Source organism: Nitrosomonas sp. Nm58 (genome assembly GCF_900107335.1).
In the GTDB taxonomy this organism is placed as follows: Bacteria; Pseudomonadota; Gammaproteobacteria; order Burkholderiales; family Nitrosomonadaceae; genus Nitrosomonas.
This window is the reverse complement of the sequence record NZ_FNPQ01000009.1, coordinates 44,836-70,529: the sequence shown is the minus strand read 5'-3', so window position 1 is coordinate 70,529 and position 25,694 is coordinate 44,836. Positions and strand designations below refer to the sequence as shown.

The following is a 25,694-nucleotide window of genomic DNA, read 5'->3' as shown; positions in this document are numbered from 1 at the left end:
GGCTACATGATTGGGACAAACCACCTCACAAGCACGACAGGTCAAACACCGATCTATATGTAAAGTGAAACGTGCATTCATTGGAATACGCCGGCTTGCAGCTCCACTGATCATGGCAATACGTCCTCGCGGAGAATCAGCTTCCGACAATGTTAAACGATATGTTGGACAATGCGGCAGACAAAGCCCGCAAGAAACACATCGATTTGCTTCCGCCAGTAAGTCAGATCGAGAAGGTTTAACCAGGAAATCATCTTTAGTATGCACGCCTACTCCCTCTAAATAATCTTGTTATTAAATTTCTTCTACAAAGATCAAAAATGAAAAATAAACAGAAATACATCTCTCAGACCATGTTAATCAAATAAGTTTTTCATTTTTTATTTTTATAACTTGCTAAGCTACAGAAAATTGCCATAGAATTGCATGTTTTTAAGTTCAATTTGTTAATACGCGATCAAAATATGGTTATTATTCGACTGGCGCGCGGCGGCGCCAAAAAAAGGCCTTTTTTTAATATGGTAGTTGCAGATTCTCGTTGCAGGCGCGATGGCAGATTCATTGAACGCGTCGGTTTTTATAATCCACGAGCAACTGGAGATGAAGAAGCACTGCGTATCCAGATGGACCGGCTAACGCACTGGCAATCCAAAGGAGCTCAATTATCCAATACTGTAACAAGACTGGTAAAGCAGTTTGGCACGCAACAAAAAGTTACACAAGAAAGCTAATATCAATCAATACGCAACTGAATGCATGGTGCCTATGGGCCACGTTATAGGCCCTTTTGGCATTCTAGGCTGGGTTAAGATATCGCACTATACTGAGCATATCGAAAGCCTACTTGCTCATCCCGTATGGTGGCTAAGCAAAGGTGATGATACTTGGTCCGCAATAAATATTGCGTCATACCATGTTTATAATGACAAATTGGTCGTTGTATTTGAAGGATGTCATGATCGAACCCAGGCAACACAATTAAAAGGAATGCAAATTGCAGTTCCTCGCGACCAATTGCCACACCTAGCCGAGAATGGCAAAGATGGTTACTACTGGTCGGATTTAATAGGAACAAGTGTGTTTAATTTACAGAACGAAGAATTTGGAAATGTTATTGGTTTATTAAGAACGGGAGCCAACGATGTATTGCAGGTTCAATCTGTGAGAGGAGACCAGAAAGAGAGATTGATACCTTTTATTGATCAGGTTATTGTCGATGTAGATTTAGAAGCTCGCAAAATAACAGTTGATTGGGGGCTAGACTACTGACAGGGAACGAGAATCTTGTCATTTGAAATCGATGTCATCACACTATTTCCCGAAATGTTTGATGCCATTACAAAATATGGCATAACAGGTAGAGCAAGCAAGAACGAAATTTTTCGATTGCATACCTGGAATCCACGCAGTTTCGCGAGAGATAACTACCGCACAGTAGATGACAGTCCTTATGGTGGCGGACCAGGTATGATAATGCTCGCCCCCCCTCTGGATGAGGCGATAACTCAAGCCAAGATAAGGCAGCTATCAGAAGGAATAAACGAAACAAAAGTAATCTATCTTTCCCCCCAAGGCAAGCTTCTTGATCATGAGAAAGTTTTACAATTAACTAAATTAGAAGGAATGATATTACTTTGTGGCCGCTATGAAGGAATTGATGAGCGAATAATCATGCGTCAGGTAGACGAAGAAATTTCCATTGGGAACTACATCATTTCAGGCGGAGAACTGGCAGCAATGGTTTTAGTTGATAGCATAGTGCGGCAAATTCCTGGTGCACTCGGTAGCCCCAATTCTGCCAGGGAGGATTCATTTTCCAATCACTTACTAGAGTTTCCTCAATATACACGACCAGAAATATATCGCGGGGATTCCGTACCCAGTATTTTACTTTCAGGAGATCATGCAAAAATAGATCGCTGGCGGTTGCAGCAATCTCTAGGTAAAACATGGTTAAAACGACCTGATTTATTGGAACTCAAATACAAACAAGGTATCTCCAAGGAAGAAGAAGAATTATTAGAAGAATTCAAACGAACACCAAATTTTAGAATAAACTAACCTCATAAAAATACTAGGAGAAAAAAATGAATCTAATCGAACAATTAGAGCGAGAAGAAATAGCACGCCTTGGTAAAGTTATCCCGAATTTCTCCCCTGGCGACACAGTTATAGTCAACGTCAATGTAGTAGAAGGTGATCGCAAGCGCATTCAGGCCTATGAAGGTGTTGTCATCGCCAAACGTAATCGCGGCCTTAATTCATCTTTCATTGTACGCAAAATATCCAGTGGAGAGGGTGTCGAGCGTACTTTTCAAACTTATTCACCGATGATTTCCGGTATCGAAGTCAAACGTCGCGGTGATGTGCGTCGTGCAAAACTTTATTATTTGAGAGATCGTTCTGGTAAATCAGCGAGAATCCGCGAGAAGCTTCCTGCTCGTAGCGGAGCAACCAGCGTTACGGGAGCATAGACTTTATTTCTTACAGTTATTTGTAAAGGCGGCACCAAGCTTTCACCGCCTTTTTTATTTGACAAACAACTATTATTCTTTATTAATCCAATATTTTTTTCACATTCTCTGGCGGTCGGCCTAATATCGCCCTATCACCTCGCACTACAATAGGACGTTGAATCAGATCCGGATTCTCCACCATCAACTGTAACAATTCCTCATCAGTTGCAGACTCTGTACTACGGGCCATAGGCTCGTCTGTACGCAAAATATCACGTACTGACATATTCAACTTACGAGTGAGTTCGCGCAACAACTCTATTGTCATAGGTTTTTCGTAATAATTGATGCTATCAAACTCTTTTCCGCTCTCATTCAGTAGTGTCAGCGCCGCTCTACATTTACTACAAGTAGGTTTCTGATAAATAGTTATTTTGTCATTCATATTATTTTTTCTGTTTGTAAACAGCAATTCAGTAGAAGAACATAATAACTACTCTAAATTTTATTAATTAGAGTAATGTTTATTTGATACCACATTCTTTAGAAATAGCGCCATAGGCAGAAGATGACCCTTTTAATCCAAAAGTATCCGTCGTTGCTGTATCTCGTACAGACACCCCTTTGATAACTAATGAACTACCATTACGAATCGCATTGGTTATTTTATTGTCAGTTGCTTCATCAGGTGCCCAGGCTGTTTCATTCTGAGTAAAAAGCTTGAAATTCTGATTACCTATACCCACCGTTACTTCGCTACCTTGTTTGAATGGATATCCAGCAACAAAACTAAAGACATTTTTACTTTTTTCTGCAGGCCGGTGAGTAACAAGAACGAAAACATCACCTCGCTTGGTATAGCTTCCTTCTTCTTTTTTAGGCTTACTAACCATATAACAAACCTTGTTATTACCTTCCATATAGACATAAGCAGTCCAGTCATTAAATTCACCAATCACTTTTGGATCAGCTGCATATGCCCATCCGCTCGTTATGAGCGTAATCAGAAAAGTAAATCGCTTTATAAAAGTCAGTCTCATTATATAAAAATCCTAAAAATTATCGGTTATCCCCTTCGCACTGCCCTTATTAATTACAGCCTTCCATTTTATATATGAAATAACCATCTTTGTTGATTGCCTCAATAACATCAGCAGGTGCACCCTGGCTATGACAGAATCTGCATTCCTTGCTAGTAACGACTGCATCTCCTTCCCCGATCGAAGCTAGCCATTGTTTAGCATATTCAATCGCCTTCTTCTCATCTCTTACTGAAGTAAATACATCAAAATGCATGATATGCCCATCTTTAGCTTTCACATAAGTATCGTAAACATGAATTTCCATAAACACTCCCTTCTGAAAAAATTAAATAAGTTAATTAATTACTATAGAATGATTTCAAATGATTTCAAATGATTTCAAATGATTTCACTTTGATCTTTTATTCACACTTTTTATTATGCCATTTTTCGTCGTGCCACAATAACACCATCACGCGTTGGATTGATAAAAGCATCAAACTCAGGATCATTGAAAATCAGCTGATTATGCGTGAGGATTGCTTCTGTCCAGCCCGAAACAATGTCAGTAAAATTTTCTACCGCAACTCGTCCATGCCAAAGCACATTATCTGCTATATATAACCCCCCCGGGCGAATTCGGTCTTTTGCCATTTGCCATACTTTAGGATACTCACCTTTGTCGACATCGTTGTAGCAGATATCAAACAAACCTTCAGTCTGCAAGAAGACTTCCTGAGCATAGCCAACCTGGAAATCTATCCTATCCCATAAACCGACTGCAGATAGATATTGCTCTGCTTTCACCTTATTATCAGCATTACCATCAGTACAGATCACCTCTCCCCCAGGGCCCACTGCTCTAGCAAACCAGTAAGCAGAATAACCATAACCACTTCCAAACTCAAACACACGTTTAGCGCTAATCATTTTTGCCAGTACTTCCAAAGAAATTCCCACCAAACGATCAACAATTGGAAAATTTTTCTGTTGTGCCAAGGCTTCCATTTCAATCAATACCGGATGATCAGTTTGTCTTACCAGGCTACGCATATATTTTTCAATCGCAGGATTTACCGGAAGCAAAATTTCTGGATTTTCAACTGTTGGAGGCTGTATATTGGCCATCATCTCCCCTTCCTTAAGCACAAAGAATCTAAATTTAAACTAAAATTAGATCACTCTGCGTATTTTTATATTTTTAGCTGATTGTGTGTTCCGGTTATTGGTCGTTGCCAGCAAATCACAATCGCCGTGACGATTAACAGTATGATCGGTATCCTATTGTAAAGCAGAAATGTATCTGCCAATCCTGCCAGAAATATATAACAAATCAATACGGCCCCTAGCACTCTCAATTTGTGGGTCTTTAATGTTTGGAACCAACTCCACAGCAGAAAGATTAGCGCAAAAATACCTAGCCCCCCTACATGCATACCGATCTCAATCCAGTCATTATGGTAATGCGAAGTTCTTTGAAACTCCGGCAAATTTTTATATATCCCATTCTTGTAGGTTGGTATGGTCTTTTCAAAATATATTTCCGGCATGCCTGTTCCGTGCCCTAAAAAAGGTCGCTCCGCGATGCCATGCATTCCAACATCCCATATTGCGAGACGATATCCCAAGCTAGTTGTATAGTTGCCTTGCAAGATCGAATTCAGATCTCTTTCTACGAGCTCTAATCTTTCCTGAAAAACATTACTACTCATAGCAAACAAGAGAATCGCAGTCATTATTAAAGCTAAAACACCAAGAAATACTTTCCCTTGCGATCGATAACGTAGAAAAATTAAAAGCAAAAGAGCCAATACCGTAGCTAACAGTAACCCTCTTGCACTCTGATTAAACTGGAGAAAAAGCAATAAAAATGCAATAGACCAACATAATATTGCTACCCCCCTTACCCGGCAGGTACTCCCGATGAAAGCCATCAATATGATTCCAACTCCCAACATTGCTGAAAAAGCAAGGTATGAGAGCTCAAAAAACGGCACCCCCTGCCCCCCTAAAATTGCCCACTGGTAGATACCTGCTAATAGCACACCAAAGCATCCGGTCAGAAAAGCCGCTATCACCCATGGCAATCGTTCTTTATTCAACAAGGAAAGAAAAGGAATAAATGTTAGAAGAATGAAATATTTTTTCCATTTATTCTGGGCCGCATCAGAATAGTCGCCCCAGAATAACCCCAGAGCCATTACGCCACAAAATATTAGTATGCCCAGAACCAAAGGCTCCTTCATCAGTCCGCTGAATTTCTGGAATCCTCCATCAATTATCCAAGCAATTGCCAGAACAAAGAAGGCATAAAAAAGCGACCACTTTTGCCATAGCGCCATACAGAAGAAGATGAGTGCGCCTCTTGCAAAGAGGTCGCGCCAACCGTTCGTATACATTCTCCCTTCCAGAGAAAAAAAACCGATTCTATTTTCACGCATTTGCAATATCAGTCATTAATAAATCAGCTTCTCCAGAGAATAAAACTTCGATACTTTGGAAATTGGCTTTCTCAAAGAAATTGAAAATGCGACACAAGCTTAATCAATAAAACGTAAAGGATTTATTTTCTTTCAGCCAGTGATTCCAACAATGCCACATAATGAGATAATACCTCAGCACCTGAGACATCCAGCATTTCCTTTATGAACCGTTGCCGATGTAATTCGACATAATAAGATTGGCAACCGCTTGTAAGAAACTCATTAATTTTTTCATATACATCATCACGGCAACGCAACTCAGTTTCTGGCATATACATCGCTGCGGCAGAACGACCCGCATGCAAATAATCGGCAGCCAATACAGGCTTGCCTGCTCTAATGGCTTCATATGCGACCGAAGTAGCCAGATCAATGATAACGTCAGCCCACTGCAATAAATGCACGGAATGAATGTTATCTTCTATCATGACTACATTCGCCAAACGCCGCAATGCAGTGTCTTTGGTCAAAGATTGTTTCCAGCCACCGCGAGTATGAGGTTTAATCGCCAATTCTACACCTGGAAATGCTGCGATCATCTGCACTACTTCACTCACTTCTTCCCAGAAAGTCGTAAAATTGGCTTTTCTCAAGAAAATCACAACCTTGAGCTGACTATCAGAGCGCACCAACGGTGAAGAAGGCATAAGCGTAGCTAATTTAGCCAACCACTCTTCACTGTATCGCGGTGAACCTAATACAATGAGCTTCTGATCATCCATAAAAGGACGAAAACGCTTGGCACACAACTCATTGGGCACAACGACTTTATCAAACATCCCCGCTGCTGAAAATGACGTATCTGGCTTTAGCTGCCATTCGCCACGTCGTATCAATTGGCTAGCATGAGGACTATCACCGTGCGGGAGCGATATGGCTCCAAGCCCTTGGTTACGCGCTATTCCAATCAGAATCTCTACCCATTCGACGCAGATTTCTGAATTCCTCTCGATCCAGTCAAATACGACAACCCCCTTCCCAACATCTGAAAAGCTTCTTTCCAGTAAATATCGAGCGGTGCGCAACCAAGTCGCTTCACGTCGCTTAGCGTTATAAACTTGAGCCAATACTTTAACCAGTGGGCCCAAAAAAGAACTATATGAACTTCTAACCAGCAATAACGTTTGCAAGCGCCATTTCGTAAATTCTGGAAATGATAATAAGTCCTGAAGATGGGCAAACCGTACACCATCCAGTTTTTTCAGAAACTCGATGCGATAATCCCCATCGAACCGCTTCTTACCAATCATGACAATATCGCAAATATGGCCACGTTCAACCCATTTAGCAATAACCGGTGTAATGTGATCGATATCGTTATAGTGGCGAAGGAAAAAAAGGGCTTTCATGATCACAAATCAAGTTAATAGAATTTTTAAGAAGAGATTCAAGAAATTTTCTTTTTCTCAAAGATAAAACAGGTCTCACCCCAGTTTTTAGTTGATTTCTGTTTCAACTCTAGCCCTGCCTGTTTCATGATTGTGACCGCTTCTTGTTGCTCTGCAGGTGTACCCAGTTCAATGATCACTGATTTAAGATTGGGGTGATTTAATACTTTCTCTGCCGCCTTAAGGATAGATATTTCTATCCCATCGACGTCAATCTTCATATAGTTTGGATAAGGAAATCCCCACTTTTCGCATAAATCATCCAATGTAACACCGAACATGCCTTGAACATGTGAAGCAGGCACCTTCATGGCATCAAGGGACTCCTCTCCAAATTGAGAACGATTTCCACCGGGAATAAATTTGGGCACATACAATTTGGAAAATTCGCTCTTGCCTGACACTGCAATACAATAGGCAATAATGTGATCTTTAAGGTTGTTATAAAAGATATTTTTATTAAGCGCATAATAATTATTGCTTTGTGGCTCGAATGCATATATCTCAACTTGACGATCATATTTTTTGGCAGGATAAAGCGAATACTGGCCTATATTGGCACCGATATCGAAATAACACGACCCTGGTTCAAAACCATCGAGCCAGTCCAAGGTATCAGGTTCTTTTATATTATAAGTCTTTGCCCGTTTAAGAACCCGCCAGTGATCTACTGCGATCAGAATGGACTGCCCTCTGACGCTTGTACGGGTATAGCCGCCTTTAACCCAGTAAGCAGCCACTACCAGGTTTTTCAGAAAATTAACCGAAAAAATATATTTTATTGCAGTCCATAAGGATCGCATAAGCACATTCACCCCATCAAAAAAATCCTACTAATCACTTCAGTCATACCCCCGCAGCTGTCTCGAGCAACGCTACGTAACGCGGCAATACATCTGGTCCAGATACATCGAGCATTTCTCTCAAGAAGCATTGGCGGTGTTCCTCAATATAAAAATCATGACAACCCTCTGAAAGAAATTTATCTATTTTTTCATATACATCATCACGGCAGCGCAGCTCAGTTTCGGGCATATAGACGGCAATGGCAGAACGACCAGCATGCAGATAATCCGCAGCCAATACTGGTTTCTTAAGTCTGACCGCTTCAAATACCACCGAGGTAGCCAGATCAATACAAATATCCGCCCAGTTCATCAGATGAATAGAATGCACATCATCTCCTGCGATGGTTACATTCGGTAATTGCTTCAGGGCTCTGTCTTTGGTTAAAGACTGCTTCCATCCGCTGCGCGTGTGAGGTTTAATTGCGAGCTCCACACCTGGAAACGCGGCAATCATATGCACGACTTCATTTACTTCTTCCCAGAATGTTGTGAAGTTCGCCTTCCTCAGAAACATGACTATCTTGAGGCGACTATCCGCACGCGTTAAGGGTGAAGGCGGCATCAGCTTGGCCAGTTTGGCTAACCATTCCTCACAATAGCGTGGTGAACCCAATATGGCGATCGAACGTTCCTCCAGAAAAGGTCGAAAGCGTTTAGCGCAAAGTTCATTGGGAACCACCAGCTTATCGAAGATCTGTGCCGTTGAGAATAGAGGATCGGGCCCAATACGCCATTCCCCTCGGCGGATCAGTTGATTGGCATGCGGGCTATCGCCGTGTGGCAACGAAACCGTGCCTAACCCCCTATCCCGTGCCATGGCAATGACAGTTTCAACCCATTCCACAGCAATCACAGAGTTTCTTTCAATCCAGTCAAAAGCGACCACTCCCTTGTCGGCACTCTCAAAGCTACGCAATAGTAAATATTCTGCAGTAGTTCGCCACAACGGCGCACGCCGCTTAGCATCATAAATATCTGCTAACAAGCGGATGAAAGGCCCAATAAACAAGCGACGTAGATTGCCCGTCAACAATAACATCTGCAATCGCCACTTGAGAAATTGGAAAGGTGAGAATAATTCACGAATATGCGCGACTCTGACACCTGCAAGTTTACTCAAAAACGCAATACGAAAATCATTGCGAAACCGCGTAGCGCCAATCAGAATCACATCACAGCTATGACCCGAATCGATCCACTTGGAGATGACGGGAGTAATATGATCAATGTCGTTATAATGACGAAGAAAAAAGAGAGCTTTCATACCTGTGTTATGATTAGCAGCATTTAAAATGAGCAGTATGCCTATAGTTTTATGAATCAGATTAGAAATAAAGCAAATTAGACAATGGAAATTATGCGAAAAATTTGGGTGAATAATTCTACACGCGCAGCTCCTTATTTACCAAAAAAGCAGTTAACTTGCTTTATTTTTTCTGGGCATTCGGCACGGCATCAATGAACCCTTTTGGGCAAACGAAATAGTTTTATAACCTAGATTCGACCAGCCCTGCCTATTAACCACCTATAAATAGATCATTATCCATCACTCTTTTGTTATGAAAACGATCGCAATCATCCCTGCACGTATGGGATCATCACGCTTCCCGGGAAAACCTATTGCTCAGTTGCTTGGGCGAACCATGTTAGAACATGTTTATAAACGCGTGGCTTTGAGTAACGCACTCAATGCTACTTATATTGCTACCTGTGATGAAGAAATTCGACAAGCTGCAGAAGCTTTTGGTGCACCGGTCATCATGACTTCAGACAAGCATGAGCGCGCGAGTGATCGCGTCGCAGAAGCTGCCGCTGGCACAGATGCACAGCTCATCGTGATGGTACAGGGCGATGAGCCCATGACACACCCTCGTATGATCGACACCGCAGTTGCTCCTTTTCATGATGATCCACAATTAGGTTGTGTCAACCTTGTTCGGCGCATTGAAAACGAAGCTGATTTCTATGACGTCAATACCATCAAGGTCGTTATGAATCAACGAGGGGATGCACTCTATATGTCGCGCCAGCCGATTCCTACATTAGCCAAATCGGGTTTTGCCTCAACCTCTGCCTATAAACAAGTTTGCATCATTCCATTTAGACGCACCACCCTGCTCGATTATGCCCAATTACCGACGACTCCACTGGAGCAACTTGAGTCAATCGACATGTTGCGACTGCTGGAACATGGTTCCCGAGTCAAGATGGTAGAGACTGAATTCAACAGCCAGGCCGTCGATACGGAAGCAGATCTAGCACGTGTCGCCAAACTAATGGAATCAGATCCATTGCTTGCCAGTTATTAACGATTCTCAAGGATTTTTCATGCAACTGAAAGAAAAGCTTGCACGCTCGGAATTGACTATAGGCTCATGGATCACGCTCGGACATCCCGCCATTGCCGAAATCATGGCTTCAGCCGGCTTTGACTGGCTGGTACTGGATATGGAGCATAGTGTTCTGGAATTGAGCGAAGTACAGATAATTATGCAGGTGCTCGATGGACTGCACTGTCCCGCAATTGTCAGGCTCACCTCCAATCATCCAGATCAAATTAAGCGCGTGATGGATGCAGGCGCAACGGGCATCATGGTGCCCATGATTAAATCCGCCGCAGATGCGCAGGCAGCAGTAGAATCCGTTTATTATCCTCCAGAAGGAAAACGTGGCGTGGGACTGGCACGTGCGCAAGGCTATGGCGCCCGCTTTCACGAATACCGGCAATGGTTGAAAGATAATGCAGTTATCATCGTCATGATCGAGCATGTAGATGCGGTGCATCAGATCGATTCGATTCTTTCGGTTCCAGGGGTTGATGCTTATATCATTGGCCCTTATGACTTGTCTGGATCAATGGGGCGGCCAGGCGAACTCGATCATCCGCAAGTACAAAATGCTATCGAGCAGATATTAGATGCGGGACGTCGCCTACACAAACCCGGGGGTATCCATGTCATTGAGCCTGATCCGTCCGCGCTGCAACACCGAATTAACGCAGGTTTCAATTTCCTGGGTTACAGCCTCGATATCCGCATTCTCGATACGCTGTGCCGCAATCATATGCAAACCATAAAATCCCATCTATGAGTAAAGTCGTTATCTCCACTTCTTCATTTGATATTCATAACAATCCGTTTATTCAGCGCTTGATCAAAGCAGGGATAGCTGTCATAACCAATCCTCACAAACGAAAACTCAGTGAAGAAGAAATCATCACCTTATTGGATCAAGACACGGTCGGCCTGCTAGCAGGCATTGAACCCCTTACTGAACGTGTTTTTGCATCTGCTCACAGCCTCAAGGTCATCTCGCGTTGCGGAACTGGACTGGATAGTGTTGATTTGGCCGCCGCCAAACGACACAACATTGCCGTTTCTAATACCCCTGAGGCGCCTGCCCAGGCAGTAGCCGAACTGACACTCGGACTGATGCTGACTACCCTCAGACAGATAAGTCAAACAGATCGAATGCTGCGCAGTGGCGAATGGCCGCGTATGCAAGGGCATTTGCTCGCTGCTCAATCAGTGGGTATTATCGGCATGGGACATATCGGTCGACGCGTTGCACGGCTATGTCAGGCTTTTGAGGCAACCGTAATCGCACATGATCCCTTTTTGCAACAAACCCTGCAAGATGTCACTTTCATGCCCCTGGAACAACTGTTAACAGAAGCAGATATTATCAGCCTTCACTTACCTTATTCTGCTGATACACATCATTTATTGAATGCAAATGCTTTTTCACGTATGAAAACCGGCGCTATTGTTATCAATACTGCGCGTGGAGGCTTGGTTGATGAAATAGCCCTTTATGACGCGCTAGCCTCAGGGCATTTAGGCGGTGCAGCACTCGATGCATTCGAACAGGAACCATATCACGGTCCGCTGCTCAAATGCGACAATATCACGTTAACGTCGCATATCGGTTCACTTGCCAAAGAATCCCGCCACCGCATGGAAATCGAAGCAGCGGATAATTTATTACGAGAATTAGTCAACATAGGTTTAATGGATGAAAAATAAATCAGCATCGGATGAAATTGCGGTCGTATTTGGTGCCAGTGGGTTTCTGGGTAGCCATGTAGCCGATGCCCTGTCGGAGGCAGGCTATCGGGTTCGCCTGTTTGACCGCACCCCCTCCCCTCACCAAAGACCTGATCAGGAAATGATCGTTGGCGATATGATGGATATCAACCAAGCCATCGAAGCGGCCCAAGGTGCTTCGGTTGTCTACAATTTTGCTGCCATCGCCGATATTGACGAAGCCCATGACAAGCCACTGGCTACGGCCACCATTAACGTATTAGGAAACATGCATGTGCTGGAAGCAGCACGTTTAGCTGGCGCACGCCGCTTCATCTTTGCCAGCAGCGTGTATGTTTATTCTGAGTCTGGCTCATTTTACCGAGCCAGTAAGCAGGCTGCTGAACGCTTCACCGAAACCTATCATGAACGTTATGGATTGGAATATACCATTCTGCGTTACGGCTCACTGTATGGTCGGCGCGCTGATCTGCGTAATGGGATTTATCGAATGCTGCATGAAGCTATTCAAAAACATACTATTACTTACCATGGCAGCGGCAATGCCATCCGCGAATACATTCACGTCGAAGATGCCGCACGTATGAGCGTGCAAGTACTGGCCCCAGAATTTGCCAACCGGCACTTGATCCTGACGGGCCAGGAAAAACTGCGTATTCGGGATGTGATGACCATGATCTCGGAAATTATGCCATGGTCGGTGGAATTGCATTTTGAGGATGCTAACATCATACACCATTATGAGATCACTCCTTATGCATTTCAGCCGCGCATCGGCCGCAAATTGGTGCTCAATGAGCACGTCGATCTGGGTCAGGGGTTACTTGATTGTCTGAGAGAAATTCACCAGTACATCCATCATGCAGAGGAAGATGACGACGCCACACCTTCCACCTCTGACAATAGAGCCTGACTATGGATACTAAAGATTGGCAAGCGATTATTTTTGATTTCGATGGAGTCATCGTCGAATCCGGCGATATCAAGACCCAGGCTTTTGCCGAACTGTACCGTTCCTATGGTGAGCATATCGTGACGGAAGTCGTGCGTTATCATCGACAAAATGGAGGCATGTCCCGTTACCAGAAGTTCCGTTATTTTCAGCAGCATTTGTTGAGCAAGCCCCCCCTGACAATAGCAGAAGAGCATATGCTTGATCAGCATTTTTCTGAGCTTGTCATTGAAGCCGTCATCGCAAGCCAGGCTGTAGCAGGCGCTGAAATGTTGCTTCAAAAAGCAGCCGCAAGAATTCCTTTGTTTGTCGCTTCTGGCACACCAGAAAATGAACTGAGAACAATCGTTAAACGCCGTGGCCTATCGCACTACTTTACTGAGGTGCGTGGCTCTCCGCTATCCAAACAGACATTGATTGCCGATATATTGGCGAGCTATGCGCTCATTCCCGCGCGAGTCCTGATGATTGGCGATGCCATGGCTGACTATCATGGCGCGACCCTGAACAGAACCGCGTTCCTGGGCCGCGTTCGGCCAGGTGACGAGAATCCCTTTCCCGAGCATGTCAAGATAGTTCCTGATTTATGCTCGCTGACGACATGATTGAGCGTCGCTCCTATGAAAGCATGCATACTTTAGCTGCTGCTTTCGCTGATTTTGCTGCTTCGATTCTGCGCAATACGCTGATGCGAAACAATACAGCCAGTTTGGTCGTGCCGGGTGGACAAACCCCGCGTGACTACCTGCCAGCACTAAGCCGCCAAACATTACCATGGGAAAATATCTACATTACATTGAGCGATGAACGTTGGGTGGAAACCCAGGCAGATGCCTCCAATGAACGGCTCGTACGTAACTGCTTTTTAAAAGAGATGGCGGAGAAAGCGCACTTTATTGGATTGAAGACAATGCATTCCCACCCATCTCAGGCATTGGCTACGGTTCATGAACGACTTTCCCAACTACCTTGGCCGTTCAGTCTAACGGTACTGGGGTTGGGAGAAGATGGGCATATTGCATCCTTGTTCCCGGGCGCAGCACCTAATCAAGTTACGCAGTATTTATGCCAGGCGGTCGAGCCACCGATCGCGCCCAGCCTGCGCATCAGCCTGACACTGCAAGCGCTGGCCCGCAGCCGCCATATTGTCCTCGTCGTTACCGGTATAGCCAAAAGGCAGCTACTTGATCAGTTAATCAAAAATCCTGATCCATCCATTCCATTTGTTCAGCTTGTGCAACAGAGTCAGTCTCCCATCACTATTTTTGAAATGGATTAAACAGGATTTCTCATGGAAAATAGCCCTGTCGATTTCCAGCGTCGTAGACTGCTCCGATATGGCTGCATAGGGTTAGGCGCTGCTCTGTCCCATAATCTGCTAGTTCTCAGCGCCAGTAAAGCAGCCATGTCAAACCTCACCTCAATTGGCTCCCTTCAGGCACCTGATATGAACGGAGTTCGTCTGCCCAAAGGCTATACCTCTCGAATCGTTGCCTATTCAGGACAAAACCTGTTTGGTTATATTTGGCACGCGGCACCTGATGGCGGTGCTACCTTTGCTACTGATGAAGATGGCTGGATTTATGTATCCAATAGCGAAATGAAAAATAACGCTGGAGGGGTGGGGGCGCTTCGCTTCGATCATGAAGGAGAACTGATCGATACCTATCCTATTCTGAAGAATACTAATCTTAATTGCGCAGGTGGCTCCACTCCTTGGCAAACATGGTTGTCGTGTGAAGAAACCGAACGGGGTCGTGTCTGGGAGTGCGATCCCTTTGGAAAAAAACCAGCTCAAGTCAGAAAAGCACTCGGATGTTTCAAACATGAAGCCGTGGCCGTCGATACAAAAAACAAACGACTTTACCTCACCGAAGATGAGCCTGATGGTTGTCTGTATCGTTATACCCCCAATTCACTTAATGCAGCAGGTCACCCTGATCTGGAAGATGGCTTTCTTGAAGTGGCAGAAATCCTAGGTGATCGGCAGAAAACAATACGCTGGCATCGCCTGCCTGACCCGGATGCAGCAACTATCGTCACACGCAAACAAGTCAAGCAAAGCAGTCATTTTAATGGCGGTGAAGGAATCTGGTATCACCAGGGAATCATATACTTCACAACCAAAGGGGATGACAAGGTATGGGCGTATGATACCCATCATAACCACCTTGATATTATTTACGACGCAGCACGCTATGCTTCACCCATACTGACGGGTGTTGACAATATTATTACTAATACTGCGGGCGAGTTACTTGTCGCTGAGGATAACGGAGATATGCAGATTGTTATTCTATCCGACGGAACAATCAGACCTTTGCTCCAGCTTGTCGGTCATGACCGCTCCGAAATAGCAGGACTGGCTTTCAGTCCAGATGGATCACGCTTGTATTTCAGTTCCCCAAGAGGAAAAACCGGGCGTCATGAAAATGGAATTATCTTTGAGATAATAGCGAAGTAATCGGCCGGATGCCGCAAATCGTGCCGAAGAAACACAAAGTAGCTAGATTATGGCAAAGTGAGATGTGGCGCTGCAGAGGACCGATATAGCAATGGTGCATAGTGCCCGCAGAATAGCGTGGTCATGGGTGACGTTATCGACATTGGCAGAGCGCCTCTCACTTTGTTTGCTGAGTAACCCGACCGGGATGATGAACCGGTACGAGAGTTTCCGAGCTTCACGGATGATCTTAATGCCTTGGCTGACTGGCTCGACGCCTGCGGCGTTGATACAGTTTCTATGGAATCCACTGGTGTGTACTGAATTCCCTTGTTCGAGTTGCTGGAGTCACGCGGCTTCACCGTGCTGTTAGTCAACGCACGCCACGTCAAGAGCGTCTCGGGCCGTAAATTCGATGTGTAGCGTCAGCGAGGAATGCTCCTGAAAACTCAAGGACGTCATGTGCAGCATATGCAAAAAGCACTTACGCAGATGAATATCCAACTCGCCAACGTCATCTCCGACGTCGCGGGAGAAACAGGGCAGAAAATTCTGCGCACCTTCGTTGCTGGCGAGCGAGATGGACAAGTATTGGCTGCGATGAGAAACATGCGCATCCGCGCCAGCGAGGATGAGATTGCCAAAAGCCTGCAAGGCAACTGGCGCACCGAACACCTGATTGCACTTAAGCAGGCGCTCGCCATGTTCGACTTCATCGGCTTACAGTTGGCCGAGTGTGACTGGGAAATCGAAGCCCTATTGCGAAGCTTGCAAGTGCATGACGGTGAGCCGGCCAGCGTTTCACCACCGTTTCATCCGATTCATTGAAAGTGTGCTTCAGGTAGTGCAGCCCTACCATCAGGCGGATCGGAATAGCTGGGCGGCCTTCATCGGAATACAGCCGTTCAAACCGCTCTTCTACCATTGACCAATCAATTTTCCCTGCCAGGCGATACCGCTCGTGGCGCTGGTCTAACATCTGCTCCAGTCTCATCCGAAAAAGATCGTCGCAGAGGGTGTATTCTTGCTTCTTTGACTTCATTAATTCACCAGAAATGAGGGGTTAACTCACTCAATTCTGGTGAATTTCATACCCTTTGAGTATCCCTTAATGCCAATATCTATACTAATTTCTGAAGTGTTTCAGGGTCAACTATCTAGTTTCCAATCATTATCATTAACTTCACGATATCAGTTTATACCGCTCTCACCCTGGTTCTCGAGTCAGTGCACTCTGGGCTGCAGAAAACCGATTGTCGAATTTCTTGTTCCATCGTCTTCACAGATACGAACTGCAAATGGTCCGGTACTCGGAAGATTGCGATCGCAACTACCCTGCCAGCTAACAGTTGCCAGCAAGGCTTTGTCATTAAACTAGAAATCTTCCGTGGTCTGAAAGCTCGTATTTATATTTAAATAGCCATCGCCGTCATTTCATGTCGACAGCCATATATTAGCCTCCTATATGCAAAACTTGGACAAAGTCTCCTTGTTGCATCTGTTACCCTGAGAAGAACATAACACTCACTCTTCCTGCTCTTGCCGTAATTGAGGAAACAGGATGACATCACGAATACTGGGACTATCTGTGAGTAACATGATCAACCTATCGATACCAATCCCCTCTCCTGCTGTTGGAGGTAGGCCATATTCCAGTGCACGAATGTAATCAGCATCATAATGCATGGCCTCTGCATCGCCCGCTTCCTTAGCTTTAGCCTGCTCCAGAAAACGCGCTGCCTGATCTTCTGGATCATTCAATTCTGAGAAACCATTTGCAATTTCACGTCCGGCGATATAAAGCTCAAAACGATCTGTGATTTCTGGATTATGATCATTCCGGCGCGCTAAAGGTGATACTTCTGCCGGATAATCAACAATGAAAGTTGGTTGGAATAATAGATGCTCAGTCGTTTCATCAAATAGGGAAAGCTGCAATCCACCTATCCCATCCCCTGCGTTATACGCAATACTCAGTTCCTGCAGTTTACTTATCAGAAAATTGCGATCATTAAGCTGTGCAGTCGTATATTCTGGGTAATGCCTTTGAATAGCCTGCATAATAGTCATTCTTGCAAACGATTGTGATAAATCGATCTGACGCTCCTGGTAGGTGATTTGGGTCGTTCCCAGCACTTTTATCGCGACTTCTCGTAGCATGGCTTCAGTGAAATCCATCAGGTAAGCATAATCCTGATAGGCTTCATAAAATTCTAGCATGGTGAATTCAGGATTGTGCCGGGTAGAAATCCCCTCATTCCTGAAATTCCTATTAATTTCAAAAACTTTCTCCATTCCTCCGACCACCAATCGTTTCAAGTAGAGTTCAGGTGCGATGCGCAGGTAGAGCGCCATATCCAGTGCGTTATGATGCGTAGTAAAAGGTCGCGCCGTTGCGCCACCCGGAATTGTATGCATCATGGGCGTTTCTACTTCGAGATAATTCCTCGCCACAAAAAACTCGCGAATAGCCTGAATCACCTTGGAACGTATGGAAAAAACCCTGCGGGCATCTTCATTGGTAATTAAATCGAGATAACGCTGGCGGTATTTCTGCTCTTGATCAGCTAAGCCATGAAATTTTTCCGGAAGCGGCCGCAAGGATTTCGTCAGTAACTGCAAATGGCTCACTCGCACGGACAACTCGCCAGTTTTGGTTTTGAATAAAATACCCTCAGCACCCAAAATATCGCCCAGATCATAATGCTTGAAAGCTTCATGAACAGCTTGACCGGTATGGTCATTGGATACATAAAGCTGGATGCGCCCACTCATATCCTGAATGGTGGCAAAGCTTGCTTTACCCATGATGCGCTTGAACATCATACGTCCCGCAACCTTTACGACAACCTGTTCTGTCTCCAACACTTCTTTGGTAAACGAGTTATAGTGATGGTGTAATTCTGAAGCCAGGCTATCGCGACGAAAGTCGTTGGGAAAAGCATTACGGATTTTGCGTAGCTCGGTCAGCTTAGTACGCCGTTCTGCAATGATATGGTTCTCGTCTTGGGAAATAGCAGATTGAGTTTCTTGAGTCATAAAAATTTAATTTGCTTAATAAATATTAGGTTCGGGGCTTTTTATGTATTTCGCGCTGCATTTACTTCATTTATTTATTCTGGTCTTGGCTGGCAAAACACACTCTATAATATTGCTAGCTGTATTATAGTTGTTTTGATGATCGCATTCCCAACCCAATTAGAAAGACAAATTTGTGAGTACATTACCTATTTCTTCAAATTTCATTCGCAACATTATTGATGAGGATAACCGTACAGGTAAATGGCATGGGCGAGTAGAAACACGTTTTCCACCCGAACCCAATGGCCACCTACACATCGGTCATGCTAAAAGCATCTGCCTCAATTTCGGTCTTGCACGCGATTATGGCGGTATATGCCACCTACGTTTTGACGATACTAATCCAGAAAAAGAAGCGCAAGAATACGTAGATGCCATCTGTGACTCAGTCAAGTGGTTAGGTTTTGAGTGGGGGACGCATATTTACTATGCATCTGATTACTTTGAGAAATTATATGAGTTTGCTGAATATCTGATAAAAGAAGGAAAAGCGTATGTGGATAGCCTGTCCGCCGATGAAATTCGTCAATTACGCGGCACCTTGAATCAGCCCGGTGAAAACAGTCCCTACCGCGATCGCTCCGCAGCAGAAAACCTGGACTTGTTCCGGCGCATGCGCGCTGGCGAATTTCCAGATGGTACCCATGTATTACGCGCCAAGATTGACATGGCCTCTCCCAATATCAATATGCGCGATCCAGTCATTTATCGTATTCGCCATATTCATCATCAGCGTACAGGCGATAAGTGGTGCATCTATCCGATGTATGATTTTACACACTGCATATCGGATGCACTTGAGCGCATTACCCATTCTCTGTGTACCTTAGAATTTGAAGACCACCGGCCACTGTATGATTGGGTGCTAGATCAATTAGATGGCCAAATTCCCTGTCATCCACAGCAAATCGAGTTTGCTCGATTAAATCTCACTTATTGCGTGATGAGCAAACGCAAATTGATTGAATTAGTAGAAGGTCATTTTGTAGATGGCTGGGATGATCCGCGCATGAATACCCTGGCAGGCGTACGTCGTCGTGGATACACCCCCGAATCCATTCGCCTATTTACTGAGCGCATCGGTATCAGCAAAGCAGATTCGTGGATAGACATGACTATTTTGGAAGATTGCCTGAGAGAAGATCTCAATGAGCATGCTTTACGGCGGATTGCAGTATTAAAACCCTTAAAGCTTGTGATCGATAATTTTCCTGAAGATCAGGAAGAAGAATGTTATGCGCCTAATCATCCGCAAAAACCAGAGTGGGGAAAACGAATGTTACCCCTTACTAAAACTGTTTATATCGAGCAGGACGATTTTATGGAAATTCCCAGCAAAGGCTATTTCCGCCTCTCGCCCGGTGCAGAAGTTCGTTTGCGCTATGCTTACATCATAAAATGTGTCTCTGTTGTGAAGAACGATCACGGTGAAATAGAAGAAATCCACTGTATTTACGATCCTGCTACCAAAAGTGGCACCGCTGGCGCCGACACACGCAAGGTCAAGGGAAATATTCATTGGCTATCTGCCAGACATGCCCAACCAGCAGAAATAAGAATATACGATCGCTTGTTTAACCATCCCTATCCCGACACGGGTAACAAAGACTTTAAATCCCACTTGAATCCGCATTCAAAACAAATCATAGCCGCTTATCTCGAACCTTCTCTTCTTGATACACAAGCTGAACAACGATTCCAATTTGAACGTCATGGCTACTTCGTAGCAGATCGCATCGACACAAAACCAGGAAAACCGATATTTAATCGGGCTGTTACCTTGCGCGACACATGGGAAAAAATAATAAAGGAAGCGCGGATTAGCTAATCAGATTGGCGATAATTGAAATCTACGATTCAAGCAATAACAACTAATTTAAGAAATGACGATAACTTGTGATATTGTCATGTTTGATGGTGTTACTTGAGCAGTACACCCGAATTGAGTAGATGCACTTATTGTATTATTCTGATTTAGGAGAACTTAATGAAAAAATCGATCGCATCGCTGTTAGTGCTACTCTCACTAGCTTTCTTTTTCCCAACTATAGCAATGGCAACTGATTACCCCATTAAAGTTGGAGAAAAACTAGCGAATGGTGTGGCCAACGCAGTGACTGGAGTGGTAGAAATTCCAAAAACCATGATGATTACCGGTCGTAATAAAGGGGCTACCTATGGCATGACCGCTGGATTCTTTATTGGTATTGTCCATACACTAGGCCGGTCCTTAACCGGAGCACTCGATATCGCCACTTTTCTGGTTCCAACTACCCCCATAGTAAATCCCGCCTATATCTGGGATGATTTCAACAGGGAAACGACTTATACTGCTTGGCGCATGCGCTAGGATAAATCGAATTTTTCCAGAATCGTCCACGCTTGGTGATTCTGGAAGAATCTTCCAGTTACAATATTTTTATAACGAATATCAATGGAAGCGCAACAAACTATTTATCATGTTGCTGCAGCGCCCATTGCACATGCTCGCGTACCAATAATGAAGGATCATTGCTGCGTGCTTGCAGCGCCTCAATGATCGCTGGAGATGAAGGAGCATTACCCAAACCAACTGCAAGATTACGCAACCATTGCTCATAACCGATTCGGCGTATAGGGCTACCTGCAAGCTTTAATTCGAACTCTTCCTTACTCCAGCAAAACAATTCCACTAGCGATACGTCATCCAATCCATTACGTACGGCAAAATCGGCTTCTTGTGTTACTTTGGCAAATTTGTTCCAAGGGCAGATCAATTGGCAATCATCACAACCATAAACTCGATTACCGATCAGAGGCCGCAAAACTTCAGGAATGCTGCCCTTCAGCTCAATAGTAAGATAAGAAATACATCGTCTGGCATCCAATTGGTAAGGCCCAATAATTGCCTGAGTAGGACAGATATCAATACATCGAGTACAGCTTCCGCAATAACTCCCGATGGGATCATCTACAGGTAGCGGCAAATCAGTATACATTTCCCCAAGAAAAAAGTATGAGCCTGCTTCTCTGGATAACAGTAAAGTATGCTTGCCACGCCATCCAAGGCCAGATTCTTTTGCCCACTCTACTTCCATGACAGGCGCGCTATCGGTAAAAACACGATAGTTAAAATGGCCTATCTTCTCGGAAATATTGTCTGCCAGTTTCTGCAGTCGCGCACGCAGTACTTTATGGTAATCGCGCCCAACTGCATAGCGTGAAATAAATGCCTTATTACTATCATGGATAATACTCCAACTTTCCTTTGCTGCTGGTGGTGTATAATTCATTCGCACGGAAATCACTCGCAATACCCCAGGTACAAGCTCTGCAGGGCGAGTACGTTTAGTACCATGTTTTGCCATATAATCCATGTCACCATGAAAGCCTTTATCCAGCCAGGCGGATAGTCCTGCTTCAACTAAAGACATGTCAGCATTAGCATCAGCGATACGGATATCTTGAAAACCAAGCTGTTTACCCCAATTCTTGATAGATTGTTTTAACAGGACAACATCTAGTGATGAATTTATGGAGATCTCTTCTTGCATAATCCTTTTCTTTTTGACTCTTGCGCAGAGCAACCTCTCATTTTACAGCTTGCTGATGAAACAGCAACGCTAGCGCTGGGTAAGAAAATTGCGAACATCTTGCATCCTGGCTTAATTGTTTTTCTCAATGGTGATCTAGGTGCAGGGAAAACCACATTAACTCGCGGCATTTTGCGTGCGATGGGATATCAAGGAAAAGTGAAAAGCCCAACATATAATCTGGTTGAGATCTATAAATTTTCTGGGTTATACTTGTATCACTTTGATTTTTATCGTTTCAATGATCCCATTGAATGGGAGGAAGCGGGTTTTCGTGATTACTTTAATGCAGAAACAATTTGCCTGATCGAATGGCCAGAAAAAGCTGACAAACTATTGCCAGATGCAGATATAAAGATTCTTTTTCGGTTCAATGAGTTAGGTCGAAAAATCAAGATTCAAGCCGGAACAAGGACAGGAAAAAAATGCTTAAAATACTGGTAAAACATGAGGTTACTTTAAACATCATTGCAGCTAAGAACTATCAGACTCTATTTCTGGCTTTTTTCTCATTAATCTCCATACTCATTTCCTTATTCAGCAATAGTGTCATCGCAAGTACACAGATTACATCTACGCGTCTCTGGGCAGGCCCAGAATATACTCGGCTAACACTCGAATCTAATATACCAATCAACTATACTCTCGACACCCTAGATAATCCTCGAAAAATCATTATGAATTTCGAGGGAGTTGCACTAACCCCAGCACTTAAAAGCCTGCCAGGGAAAGTTAATACCAAAGATCCCTTCATTCGTGCGGCGCATATAGAACGCCTTACACCACATGGGGTACGCCTTGTTTTAGGACTAAAAAGCAATGCTGTGCCTCGGATGTTTACCCTCGAGCCAATGGATGGATTTGGCCACCGCCTCGTATTGGATATCTACCCTCCTGAACAGACTACTATATCCCATAAAAAGGAAGATCCATTAATGGCGCTTGTGCAAGAATTTGAAAGCAGGGCACCCACGAAAAGCGGCAGTCACAAGCAGTCAGGAGAATTGCTAACAACTTTTGATCGTAAGCCCACCAATAAGTCATCAAAAACTCACATCGTTGCAATTGATGCAGGACATGGAGGAAAAGATCCTGGCGCAATTGGGCCCAGCGGGACCCACGAAAAAGATGTAACCCTGGCCATCGCAAAAAGGCTCAAAGCTAGAATAGACAAAGAACCCAATATACGTGCTGTATTAATTCGTGATGATGATTATTTCTTACCTCTTGAAGTAAGGCGCACAAAAGCACGCAAGGCAAATGCCGATTTGTTTATATCTATTCATGCAGATGCTGTTCCCAGGCTTCAGGCACGTGGCTCTTCTGTATATGCATTGTCGGAAAATGGCGCAACTTCCACGACAGCAAGTTGGCTAGCAAAAAAAGAAAATGAATCCGATTTAATCGGGGGGGTTAAGCTTGATAACAAAGATCATTATCTTAAAAAGACTTTAATAGATTTATCATTAAATGCGACTATTAACGACAGCATTAAGCTCGCCGGTAACGTACTATCAGCAATTGGCAACATAAATCATTTACATAAGAGGAATATAGAACAAGCAGGATTTGCTGTTCTCAAATCACCCGACATTCCATCTATCTTGGTAGAAACCGCATTCATTAGTAATCCAACTGAAGAAGAAAAGCTAAGAAGTCAAGCGTATCAGGATAAGATGGCTAATGCTATTACCATTGGGATTAAACGCTACTTTGCTGTCAGTCCAATACCAACTCATACTGAGTTAGCTCAGTCTGAGTAAATTCTTCCCCACACGAGATTTTTTTATTAATCGCTGCTTCTATATAGAAATATAGATGCAAAAAAGGTAACGGAAAACCCCCATAGATCTTCAAGATGAGCGATGGAAGATAGCTCGCGAGGCTAGTATTATTTTAAAGACGACATAGTCTATTTTAGGTTATTTATGCCTCGCAGATTCCCCTCGCCAAGAGACAAAAGGAATCCATTCAACGATGCTGGTTTATGGTCTTTGATTACACTCTTGGCAGAGTAGAAAAATAGCTTTCGTTTATGAATTAGGCCAAAATAGTAGAGTGTTACTTAATATTTTTTCGCTATTTTAATTTCGTTTCTTTATATTTGACATGCTTTCTTACTACTGGATCATATTTCATGATCTCAATTTTCTCCGGCTTAGCGCGCTTGTTTTTAGTTGTTGTATAAAAATGGCCAGTCCCTGCTGAAGATTCAAGTTTGATTTTTTCACGCATAACTACATTCCCATCCTATTTAAAGTAAAATCTTTGCCTTATATGCTAAACGCTCACCCCACGCGAACGCATTTTGGCAAGTACAGCATCAATCCCATTTTTATCGATAGTACGCAATGCTGCATTGGTTAAGCGTAAGCTAATCCATCGTTTCTCACTTTCCACCCAGAATCGACGATGCTGTAAATTTGGTAGGAAACGACGTTTTGTTTTGTTGTTTGCATGGGAAACATGATGACCAGTCATAGGTTTCTTACCAGTCACTTCACATACTCGCGCCATGTTTACGCACTCCTAGGTTTATAAAACTAGCGATTATATCCTGATTTGAATGGATTCTTCAATTCAAATCAGGCCATGTTCAGCAAACGAAAGCGTGTCTCTATCACCAATAATGAAGTGATCCAGCACCTTTATATCTACAAGTGCGAGTGCTTGTTTCAGGGATTGAGTCAGAATTTCATCGGCCTTGCTTGGCTCTGCGACGCCAGATGGATGATTATGAGCAAAAATCATGGCTGCCGCATTATGATATAATGCGCGCTTGACTATTTCACGTGGATAAACACTAGCCTGAGTCAGTGTACCCGTAAATAATTCCTCAGTAGCAATGGTGCGGTTTCTAGCATCTAGGAAAATACCGACAAAAATCTCGTGCTCCTTGCCAACCAGTTTAAGGCGTAAGTAATCGCGTACTGATTGAGGTGAATCCATGACATCACCACTTTTCAGTTCTTCTCCGAGTGCGCGCTGCGCCATTTCCAGAACAGCCTGTAACTGTGTATACTTGGCTACTCCTATGCCGGGTAATTGACAAAATGTGTCTTGGTCGGCGAGAAATAATTCTGTCAGACCTCCAAAATGCTTTAATAACTCTCTGGCGAGATCCACAGCACTTTTACCTGCAATACCGGTACGCAAGAAAATAGCTAATAGCTCAGCATCTGAAAGGCTTCTTGCCCCTTTTCTTAGAAGTTTCTCACGCGGACGCTCCGACTCAGGCCAATCTGTAATTGCCATTATTTAATGAATCATGTAAAAAATCATCATATTCAAATTAACGGCTATTTTTTGTAACAATCCAGTAAATTGATTATGTTCATCAATATTATCTGTTTTGGCATAACCTAAATCTTTTATTTCACGTTTTTAGCTAATAAGCGCGCAT

29 protein-coding genes and 2 pseudogenes are annotated in these 25,694 nt (G+C 43.9%); 16 read left to right on the top strand and 15 right to left on the bottom strand.

Features of this window, described 5'->3' with window-relative positions; genetic code table 11:
- Positions 1-15: 15 nt before the first annotated feature.
- Positions 16-267 (bottom strand): annotated as a pseudogene (locus BLW34_RS16805) (4Fe-4S dicluster domain-containing protein); the annotation flags it as partial.
- Positions 268-464: 197 nt separating this feature from the next.
- On the opposite strand from BLW34_RS16805, the gene rpsP reads away from it, so the two are divergent.
- The 4 genes from rpsP to rplS are packed head-to-tail and all read left to right on the top strand — an operon-like array spanning position 465 to position 2,474.
- Positions 465-731, top strand: coding sequence for a 30S ribosomal protein S16 (rpsP, locus tag BLW34_RS05615; RefSeq protein ID WP_090576726.1), 267 nt, complete (start codon positions 465-467; stop codon positions 729-731).
- Positions 697-1,269, top strand: a complete 573-nt coding sequence (gene rimM / locus BLW34_RS05610; protein WP_371263915.1) for a ribosome maturation factor RimM — start codon at positions 697-699, stop codon at positions 1,267-1,269. Before rpsP ends, rimM begins: the two co-directional genes overlap by 35 nt.
- Positions 1,270-1,284: 15 nt before the next feature.
- A complete protein-coding gene (gene trmD / locus BLW34_RS05605) occupies positions 1,285-2,061 on the top strand; it encodes a tRNA (guanosine(37)-N1)-methyltransferase TrmD (RefSeq protein ID WP_090576720.1) in 777 nt (258 codons plus the stop codon).
- Between the two features lie 26 nt (positions 2,062-2,087).
- Complete coding sequence (gene rplS / locus BLW34_RS05600) at positions 2,088-2,474, top strand: 50S ribosomal protein L19 (protein ID WP_090576718.1); 387 nt, start codon at positions 2,088-2,090, stop codon at positions 2,472-2,474.
- An 82-nt stretch (positions 2,475-2,556) separates the two neighbouring features.
- On the opposite strand, the gene BLW34_RS05595 is transcribed toward rplS, so the two are convergent.
- The 8 genes from BLW34_RS05595 to BLW34_RS05560 all read right to left on the bottom strand — a co-directional run bounded on the left by BLW34_RS05595 (position 2,557) and on the right by BLW34_RS05560 (position 9,461).
- Positions 2,557-2,901, bottom strand: a complete 345-nt coding sequence (locus BLW34_RS05595) for an arsenate reductase family protein (RefSeq protein ID WP_090576715.1) — start codon at positions 2,899-2,901, stop codon at positions 2,557-2,559.
- Between the two features lie 79 nt (positions 2,902-2,980).
- A complete protein-coding gene (locus BLW34_RS05590) occupies positions 2,981-3,496 on the bottom strand; it encodes an invasion associated locus B family protein (protein WP_090540750.1) in 516 nt (171 codons plus the stop codon).
- Positions 3,497-3,545: 49 nt separating this feature from the next.
- Positions 3,546-3,803 carry a DUF2024 family protein gene (locus BLW34_RS05585; protein ID WP_090540748.1) on the bottom strand — a complete coding sequence of 86 codons (258 nt, stop codon included), beginning with the start codon at positions 3,801-3,803 and terminating at the stop codon, positions 3,546-3,548.
- A gap of 113 nt (positions 3,804-3,916) precedes the next feature.
- The gene (locus tag BLW34_RS05580) at positions 3,917-4,609 is read right to left on the bottom strand and encodes an O-methyltransferase (protein ID WP_371263914.1); all 693 of its coding nucleotides are present in this window, start codon (positions 4,607-4,609) and stop codon (positions 3,917-3,919) included.
- A gap of 62 nt (positions 4,610-4,671) precedes the next feature.
- Complete coding sequence (locus tag BLW34_RS05575) at positions 4,672-5,919, bottom strand: O-antigen ligase family protein (RefSeq protein WP_256203615.1); 1,248 nt, start codon at positions 5,917-5,919, stop codon at positions 4,672-4,674.
- Positions 5,920-6,041: 122 nt separating this feature from the next.
- The gene (locus BLW34_RS05570) at positions 6,042-7,310 is read right to left on the bottom strand and encodes a hypothetical protein (RefSeq protein WP_090576711.1); all 1,269 of its coding nucleotides are present in this window, start codon (positions 7,308-7,310) and stop codon (positions 6,042-6,044) included.
- Positions 7,311-7,348: 38 nt separating this feature from the next.
- Complete coding sequence (locus BLW34_RS05565) at positions 7,349-8,152, bottom strand: FkbM family methyltransferase (RefSeq protein WP_090576708.1); 804 nt, start codon at positions 8,150-8,152, stop codon at positions 7,349-7,351.
- Between the two features lie 43 nt (positions 8,153-8,195).
- A complete protein-coding gene (locus tag BLW34_RS05560) occupies positions 8,196-9,461 on the bottom strand; it encodes a hypothetical protein (RefSeq protein ID WP_090576705.1) in 1,266 nt (421 codons plus the stop codon).
- Positions 9,462-9,756: 295 nt separating this feature from the next.
- Here BLW34_RS05560 and BLW34_RS05555 point away from each other — a divergent pair, with 295 nt between their 5' ends.
- From BLW34_RS05555 to BLW34_RS16800, 8 genes and pseudogenes are all read left to right on the top strand, one after another.
- Positions 9,757-10,506, top strand: coding sequence for a 3-deoxy-manno-octulosonate cytidylyltransferase (locus BLW34_RS05555; protein WP_090576702.1), 750 nt, complete (start codon positions 9,757-9,759; stop codon positions 10,504-10,506).
- 19 nt (positions 10,507-10,525) lie between these two features.
- Positions 10,526-11,287 (top strand): HpcH/HpaI aldolase family protein, encoded by a 762-nt coding sequence (locus BLW34_RS05550; protein WP_090576699.1) that lies wholly within the window; start codon positions 10,526-10,528, stop codon positions 11,285-11,287.
- Positions 11,284-12,222 carry a phosphoglycerate dehydrogenase gene (locus BLW34_RS05545; protein WP_090576696.1) on the top strand — a complete coding sequence of 313 codons (939 nt, stop codon included), beginning with the start codon at positions 11,284-11,286 and terminating at the stop codon, positions 12,220-12,222. Before BLW34_RS05550 ends, BLW34_RS05545 begins: the two co-directional genes overlap by 4 nt.
- Entirely contained in the window at positions 12,212-13,156 is a 945-nt protein-coding gene (locus BLW34_RS05540) for an NAD-dependent epimerase/dehydratase family protein (RefSeq protein WP_090576694.1), read from the top strand. The genes BLW34_RS05545 and BLW34_RS05540 overlap by 11 nt, the downstream gene beginning before the upstream one ends.
- Before the next feature lie 2 nt (positions 13,157-13,158).
- The gene (locus BLW34_RS05535; RefSeq protein WP_090576691.1) at positions 13,159-13,800 is read left to right on the top strand and encodes an HAD family hydrolase; all 642 of its coding nucleotides are present in this window, start codon (positions 13,159-13,161) and stop codon (positions 13,798-13,800) included.
- The gene (gene pgl / locus BLW34_RS05530; RefSeq protein WP_256203612.1) at positions 13,782-14,474 is read left to right on the top strand and encodes a 6-phosphogluconolactonase; all 693 of its coding nucleotides are present in this window, start codon (positions 13,782-13,784) and stop codon (positions 14,472-14,474) included. The genes BLW34_RS05535 and pgl overlap by 19 nt, the downstream gene beginning before the upstream one ends.
- Positions 14,475-14,486: 12 nt before the next feature.
- Positions 14,487-15,659 carry an alkaline phosphatase PhoX gene (locus tag BLW34_RS05525; RefSeq protein WP_090576685.1) on the top strand — a complete coding sequence of 391 codons (1,173 nt, stop codon included), beginning with the start codon at positions 14,487-14,489 and terminating at the stop codon, positions 15,657-15,659.
- A 189-nt stretch (positions 15,660-15,848) separates the two neighbouring features.
- A pseudogene (locus tag BLW34_RS16800) lies at positions 15,849-16,409 on the top strand (transposase); the annotation flags it as partial.
- On the opposite strand, the gene BLW34_RS17340 reads toward BLW34_RS16800, so the two are convergent.
- Complete coding sequence (locus BLW34_RS17340; protein WP_371263916.1) at positions 16,351-16,497, bottom strand: hypothetical protein; 147 nt, start codon at positions 16,495-16,497, stop codon at positions 16,351-16,353. The pseudogene BLW34_RS16800 and the gene BLW34_RS17340 overlap by 59 nt on opposite strands.
- Before the next feature lie 665 nt (positions 16,498-17,162).
- A complete protein-coding gene (gene lysS, locus BLW34_RS05510) occupies positions 17,163-18,677 on the bottom strand; it encodes a lysine--tRNA ligase (RefSeq protein WP_090576676.1) in 1,515 nt (504 codons plus the stop codon).
- Positions 18,678-18,852: 175 nt separating this feature from the next.
- Here lysS and BLW34_RS05505 point away from each other — a divergent pair, with 175 nt between their 5' ends.
- Positions 18,853-20,547 (top strand): glutamine--tRNA ligase/YqeY domain fusion protein, encoded by a 1,695-nt coding sequence (locus BLW34_RS05505; RefSeq protein WP_090576673.1) that lies wholly within the window; start codon positions 18,853-18,855, stop codon positions 20,545-20,547.
- A 159-nt stretch (positions 20,548-20,706) separates the two neighbouring features.
- The gene (locus BLW34_RS05500; RefSeq protein ID WP_090576669.1) at positions 20,707-21,069 is read left to right on the top strand and encodes an exosortase system-associated protein, TIGR04073 family; all 363 of its coding nucleotides are present in this window, start codon (positions 20,707-20,709) and stop codon (positions 21,067-21,069) included.
- Positions 21,070-21,169: 100 nt separating this feature from the next.
- Here BLW34_RS05500 and queG read toward each other — a convergent pair whose 3' ends face one another.
- Positions 21,170-22,252, bottom strand: a complete 1,083-nt coding sequence (queG, locus tag BLW34_RS05495; protein ID WP_090576666.1) for a tRNA epoxyqueuosine(34) reductase QueG — start codon at positions 22,250-22,252, stop codon at positions 21,170-21,172.
- On the opposite strand from queG, the gene tsaE reads away from it, so the two are divergent.
- On the top strand, positions 22,247-22,735 hold the full coding sequence (gene tsaE, locus BLW34_RS05490) for a tRNA (adenosine(37)-N6)-threonylcarbamoyltransferase complex ATPase subunit type 1 TsaE (protein WP_256203609.1): 489 nt from the start codon (positions 22,247-22,249) through the stop codon (positions 22,733-22,735). The two genes, queG and tsaE, sit on opposite strands and share 6 nt — an antisense overlap.
- A complete protein-coding gene (locus BLW34_RS05485) occupies positions 22,717-24,054 on the top strand; it encodes an N-acetylmuramoyl-L-alanine amidase (protein ID WP_090576663.1) in 1,338 nt (445 codons plus the stop codon). Before tsaE ends, BLW34_RS05485 begins: the two co-directional genes overlap by 19 nt.
- A 316-nt stretch (positions 24,055-24,370) precedes the next feature.
- Here BLW34_RS05485 and rpmG read toward each other — a convergent pair whose 3' ends face one another.
- The 3 genes from rpmG to radC all read right to left on the bottom strand — a co-directional run bounded on the left by rpmG (position 24,371) and on the right by radC (position 25,546).
- Complete coding sequence (rpmG, locus tag BLW34_RS05480) at positions 24,371-24,526, bottom strand: 50S ribosomal protein L33 (RefSeq protein WP_090540716.1); 156 nt, start codon at positions 24,524-24,526, stop codon at positions 24,371-24,373.
- Positions 24,527-24,571: 45 nt separating this feature from the next.
- Positions 24,572-24,808, bottom strand: a complete 237-nt coding sequence (gene rpmB, locus BLW34_RS05475; protein ID WP_090540713.1) for a 50S ribosomal protein L28 — start codon at positions 24,806-24,808, stop codon at positions 24,572-24,574.
- A 63-nt stretch (positions 24,809-24,871) separates the two neighbouring features.
- Positions 24,872-25,546, bottom strand: coding sequence for a RadC family protein (gene radC, locus BLW34_RS05470; RefSeq protein ID WP_090540711.1), 675 nt, complete (start codon positions 25,544-25,546; stop codon positions 24,872-24,874).
- Positions 25,547-25,694: the final 148 nt, after the last annotated feature.

What these genes read in the sequence shown, in the direction of transcription:
- rplS (WP_090576718.1), top strand. Translation starts at nt 2,088, where the DNA reads ATGAATCTAATCGAACAATTAGAGCGAGAAGAAATAGCACGCCTTGGT.
- BLW34_RS05550 (WP_090576699.1), top strand. Translation starts at nt 10,526, where the DNA reads ATGCAACTGAAAGAAAAGCTTGCACGCTCGGAATTGACTATAGGCTCA.
- BLW34_RS05575 (WP_256203615.1), bottom strand. Translation starts at nt 5,919, where the DNA reads ATGCGTGAAAATAGAATCGGTTTTTTTTCTCTGGAAGGGAGAATGTAT.
- BLW34_RS05535 (WP_090576691.1), top strand. Translation starts at nt 13,159, where the DNA reads ATGGATACTAAAGATTGGCAAGCGATTATTTTTGATTTCGATGGAGTC.
- BLW34_RS05555 (WP_090576702.1), top strand. Translation starts at nt 9,757, where the DNA reads ATGAAAACGATCGCAATCATCCCTGCACGTATGGGATCATCACGCTTC.
- BLW34_RS05595 (WP_090576715.1), bottom strand. Translation starts at nt 2,901, where the DNA reads ATGAATGACAAAATAACTATTTATCAGAAACCTACTTGTAGTAAATGT.
- BLW34_RS05525 (WP_090576685.1), top strand. Translation starts at nt 14,487, where the DNA reads ATGGAAAATAGCCCTGTCGATTTCCAGCGTCGTAGACTGCTCCGATAT.
- BLW34_RS05545 (WP_090576696.1), top strand. Translation starts at nt 11,284, where the DNA reads ATGAGTAAAGTCGTTATCTCCACTTCTTCATTTGATATTCATAACAAT.
- radC (WP_090540711.1), bottom strand. Translation starts at nt 25,546, where the DNA reads ATGGCAATTACAGATTGGCCTGAGTCGGAGCGTCCGCGTGAGAAACTT.
- BLW34_RS05585 (WP_090540748.1), bottom strand. Translation starts at nt 3,803, where the DNA reads ATGGAAATTCATGTTTACGATACTTATGTGAAAGCTAAAGATGGGCAT.
- BLW34_RS05500 (WP_090576669.1), top strand. Translation starts at nt 20,707, where the DNA reads ATGAAAAAATCGATCGCATCGCTGTTAGTGCTACTCTCACTAGCTTTC.
- BLW34_RS05565 (WP_090576708.1), bottom strand. Translation starts at nt 8,152, where the DNA reads ATGCGATCCTTATGGACTGCAATAAAATATATTTTTTCGGTTAATTTT.
- BLW34_RS05590 (WP_090540750.1), bottom strand. Translation starts at nt 3,496, where the DNA reads ATGAGACTGACTTTTATAAAGCGATTTACTTTTCTGATTACGCTCATA.
- queG (WP_090576666.1), bottom strand. Translation starts at nt 22,252, where the DNA reads ATGCAAGAAGAGATCTCCATAAATTCATCACTAGATGTTGTCCTGTTA.
- BLW34_RS05540 (WP_090576694.1), top strand. Translation starts at nt 12,212, where the DNA reads ATGAAAAATAAATCAGCATCGGATGAAATTGCGGTCGTATTTGGTGCC.
- BLW34_RS05560 (WP_090576705.1), bottom strand. Translation starts at nt 9,461, where the DNA reads ATGAAAGCTCTCTTTTTTCTTCGTCATTATAACGACATTGATCATATT.
- BLW34_RS17340 (WP_371263916.1), bottom strand. Translation starts at nt 16,497, where the DNA reads ATGGTAGGGCTGCACTACCTGAAGCACACTTTCAATGAATCGGATGAA.
- rpmG (WP_090540716.1), bottom strand. Translation starts at nt 24,526, where the DNA reads ATGCGTGAAAAAATCAAACTTGAATCTTCAGCAGGGACTGGCCATTTT.
- lysS (WP_090576676.1), bottom strand. Translation starts at nt 18,677, where the DNA reads ATGACTCAAGAAACTCAATCTGCTATTTCCCAAGACGAGAACCATATC.
- BLW34_RS05570 (WP_090576711.1), bottom strand. Translation starts at nt 7,310, where the DNA reads ATGAAAGCCCTTTTTTTCCTTCGCCACTATAACGATATCGATCACATT.
- BLW34_RS05485 (WP_090576663.1), top strand. Translation starts at nt 22,717, where the DNA reads ATGCTTAAAATACTGGTAAAACATGAGGTTACTTTAAACATCATTGCA.
- BLW34_RS05580 (WP_371263914.1), bottom strand. Translation starts at nt 4,609, where the DNA reads ATGATGGCCAATATACAGCCTCCAACAGTTGAAAATCCAGAAATTTTG.
- rpmB (WP_090540713.1), bottom strand. Translation starts at nt 24,808, where the DNA reads ATGGCGCGAGTATGTGAAGTGACTGGTAAGAAACCTATGACTGGTCAT.
- rpsP (WP_090576726.1), top strand. Translation starts at nt 465, where the DNA reads ATGGTTATTATTCGACTGGCGCGCGGCGGCGCCAAAAAAAGGCCTTTT.
- pgl (WP_256203612.1), top strand. Translation starts at nt 13,782, where the DNA reads ATGCTCGCTGACGACATGATTGAGCGTCGCTCCTATGAAAGCATGCAT.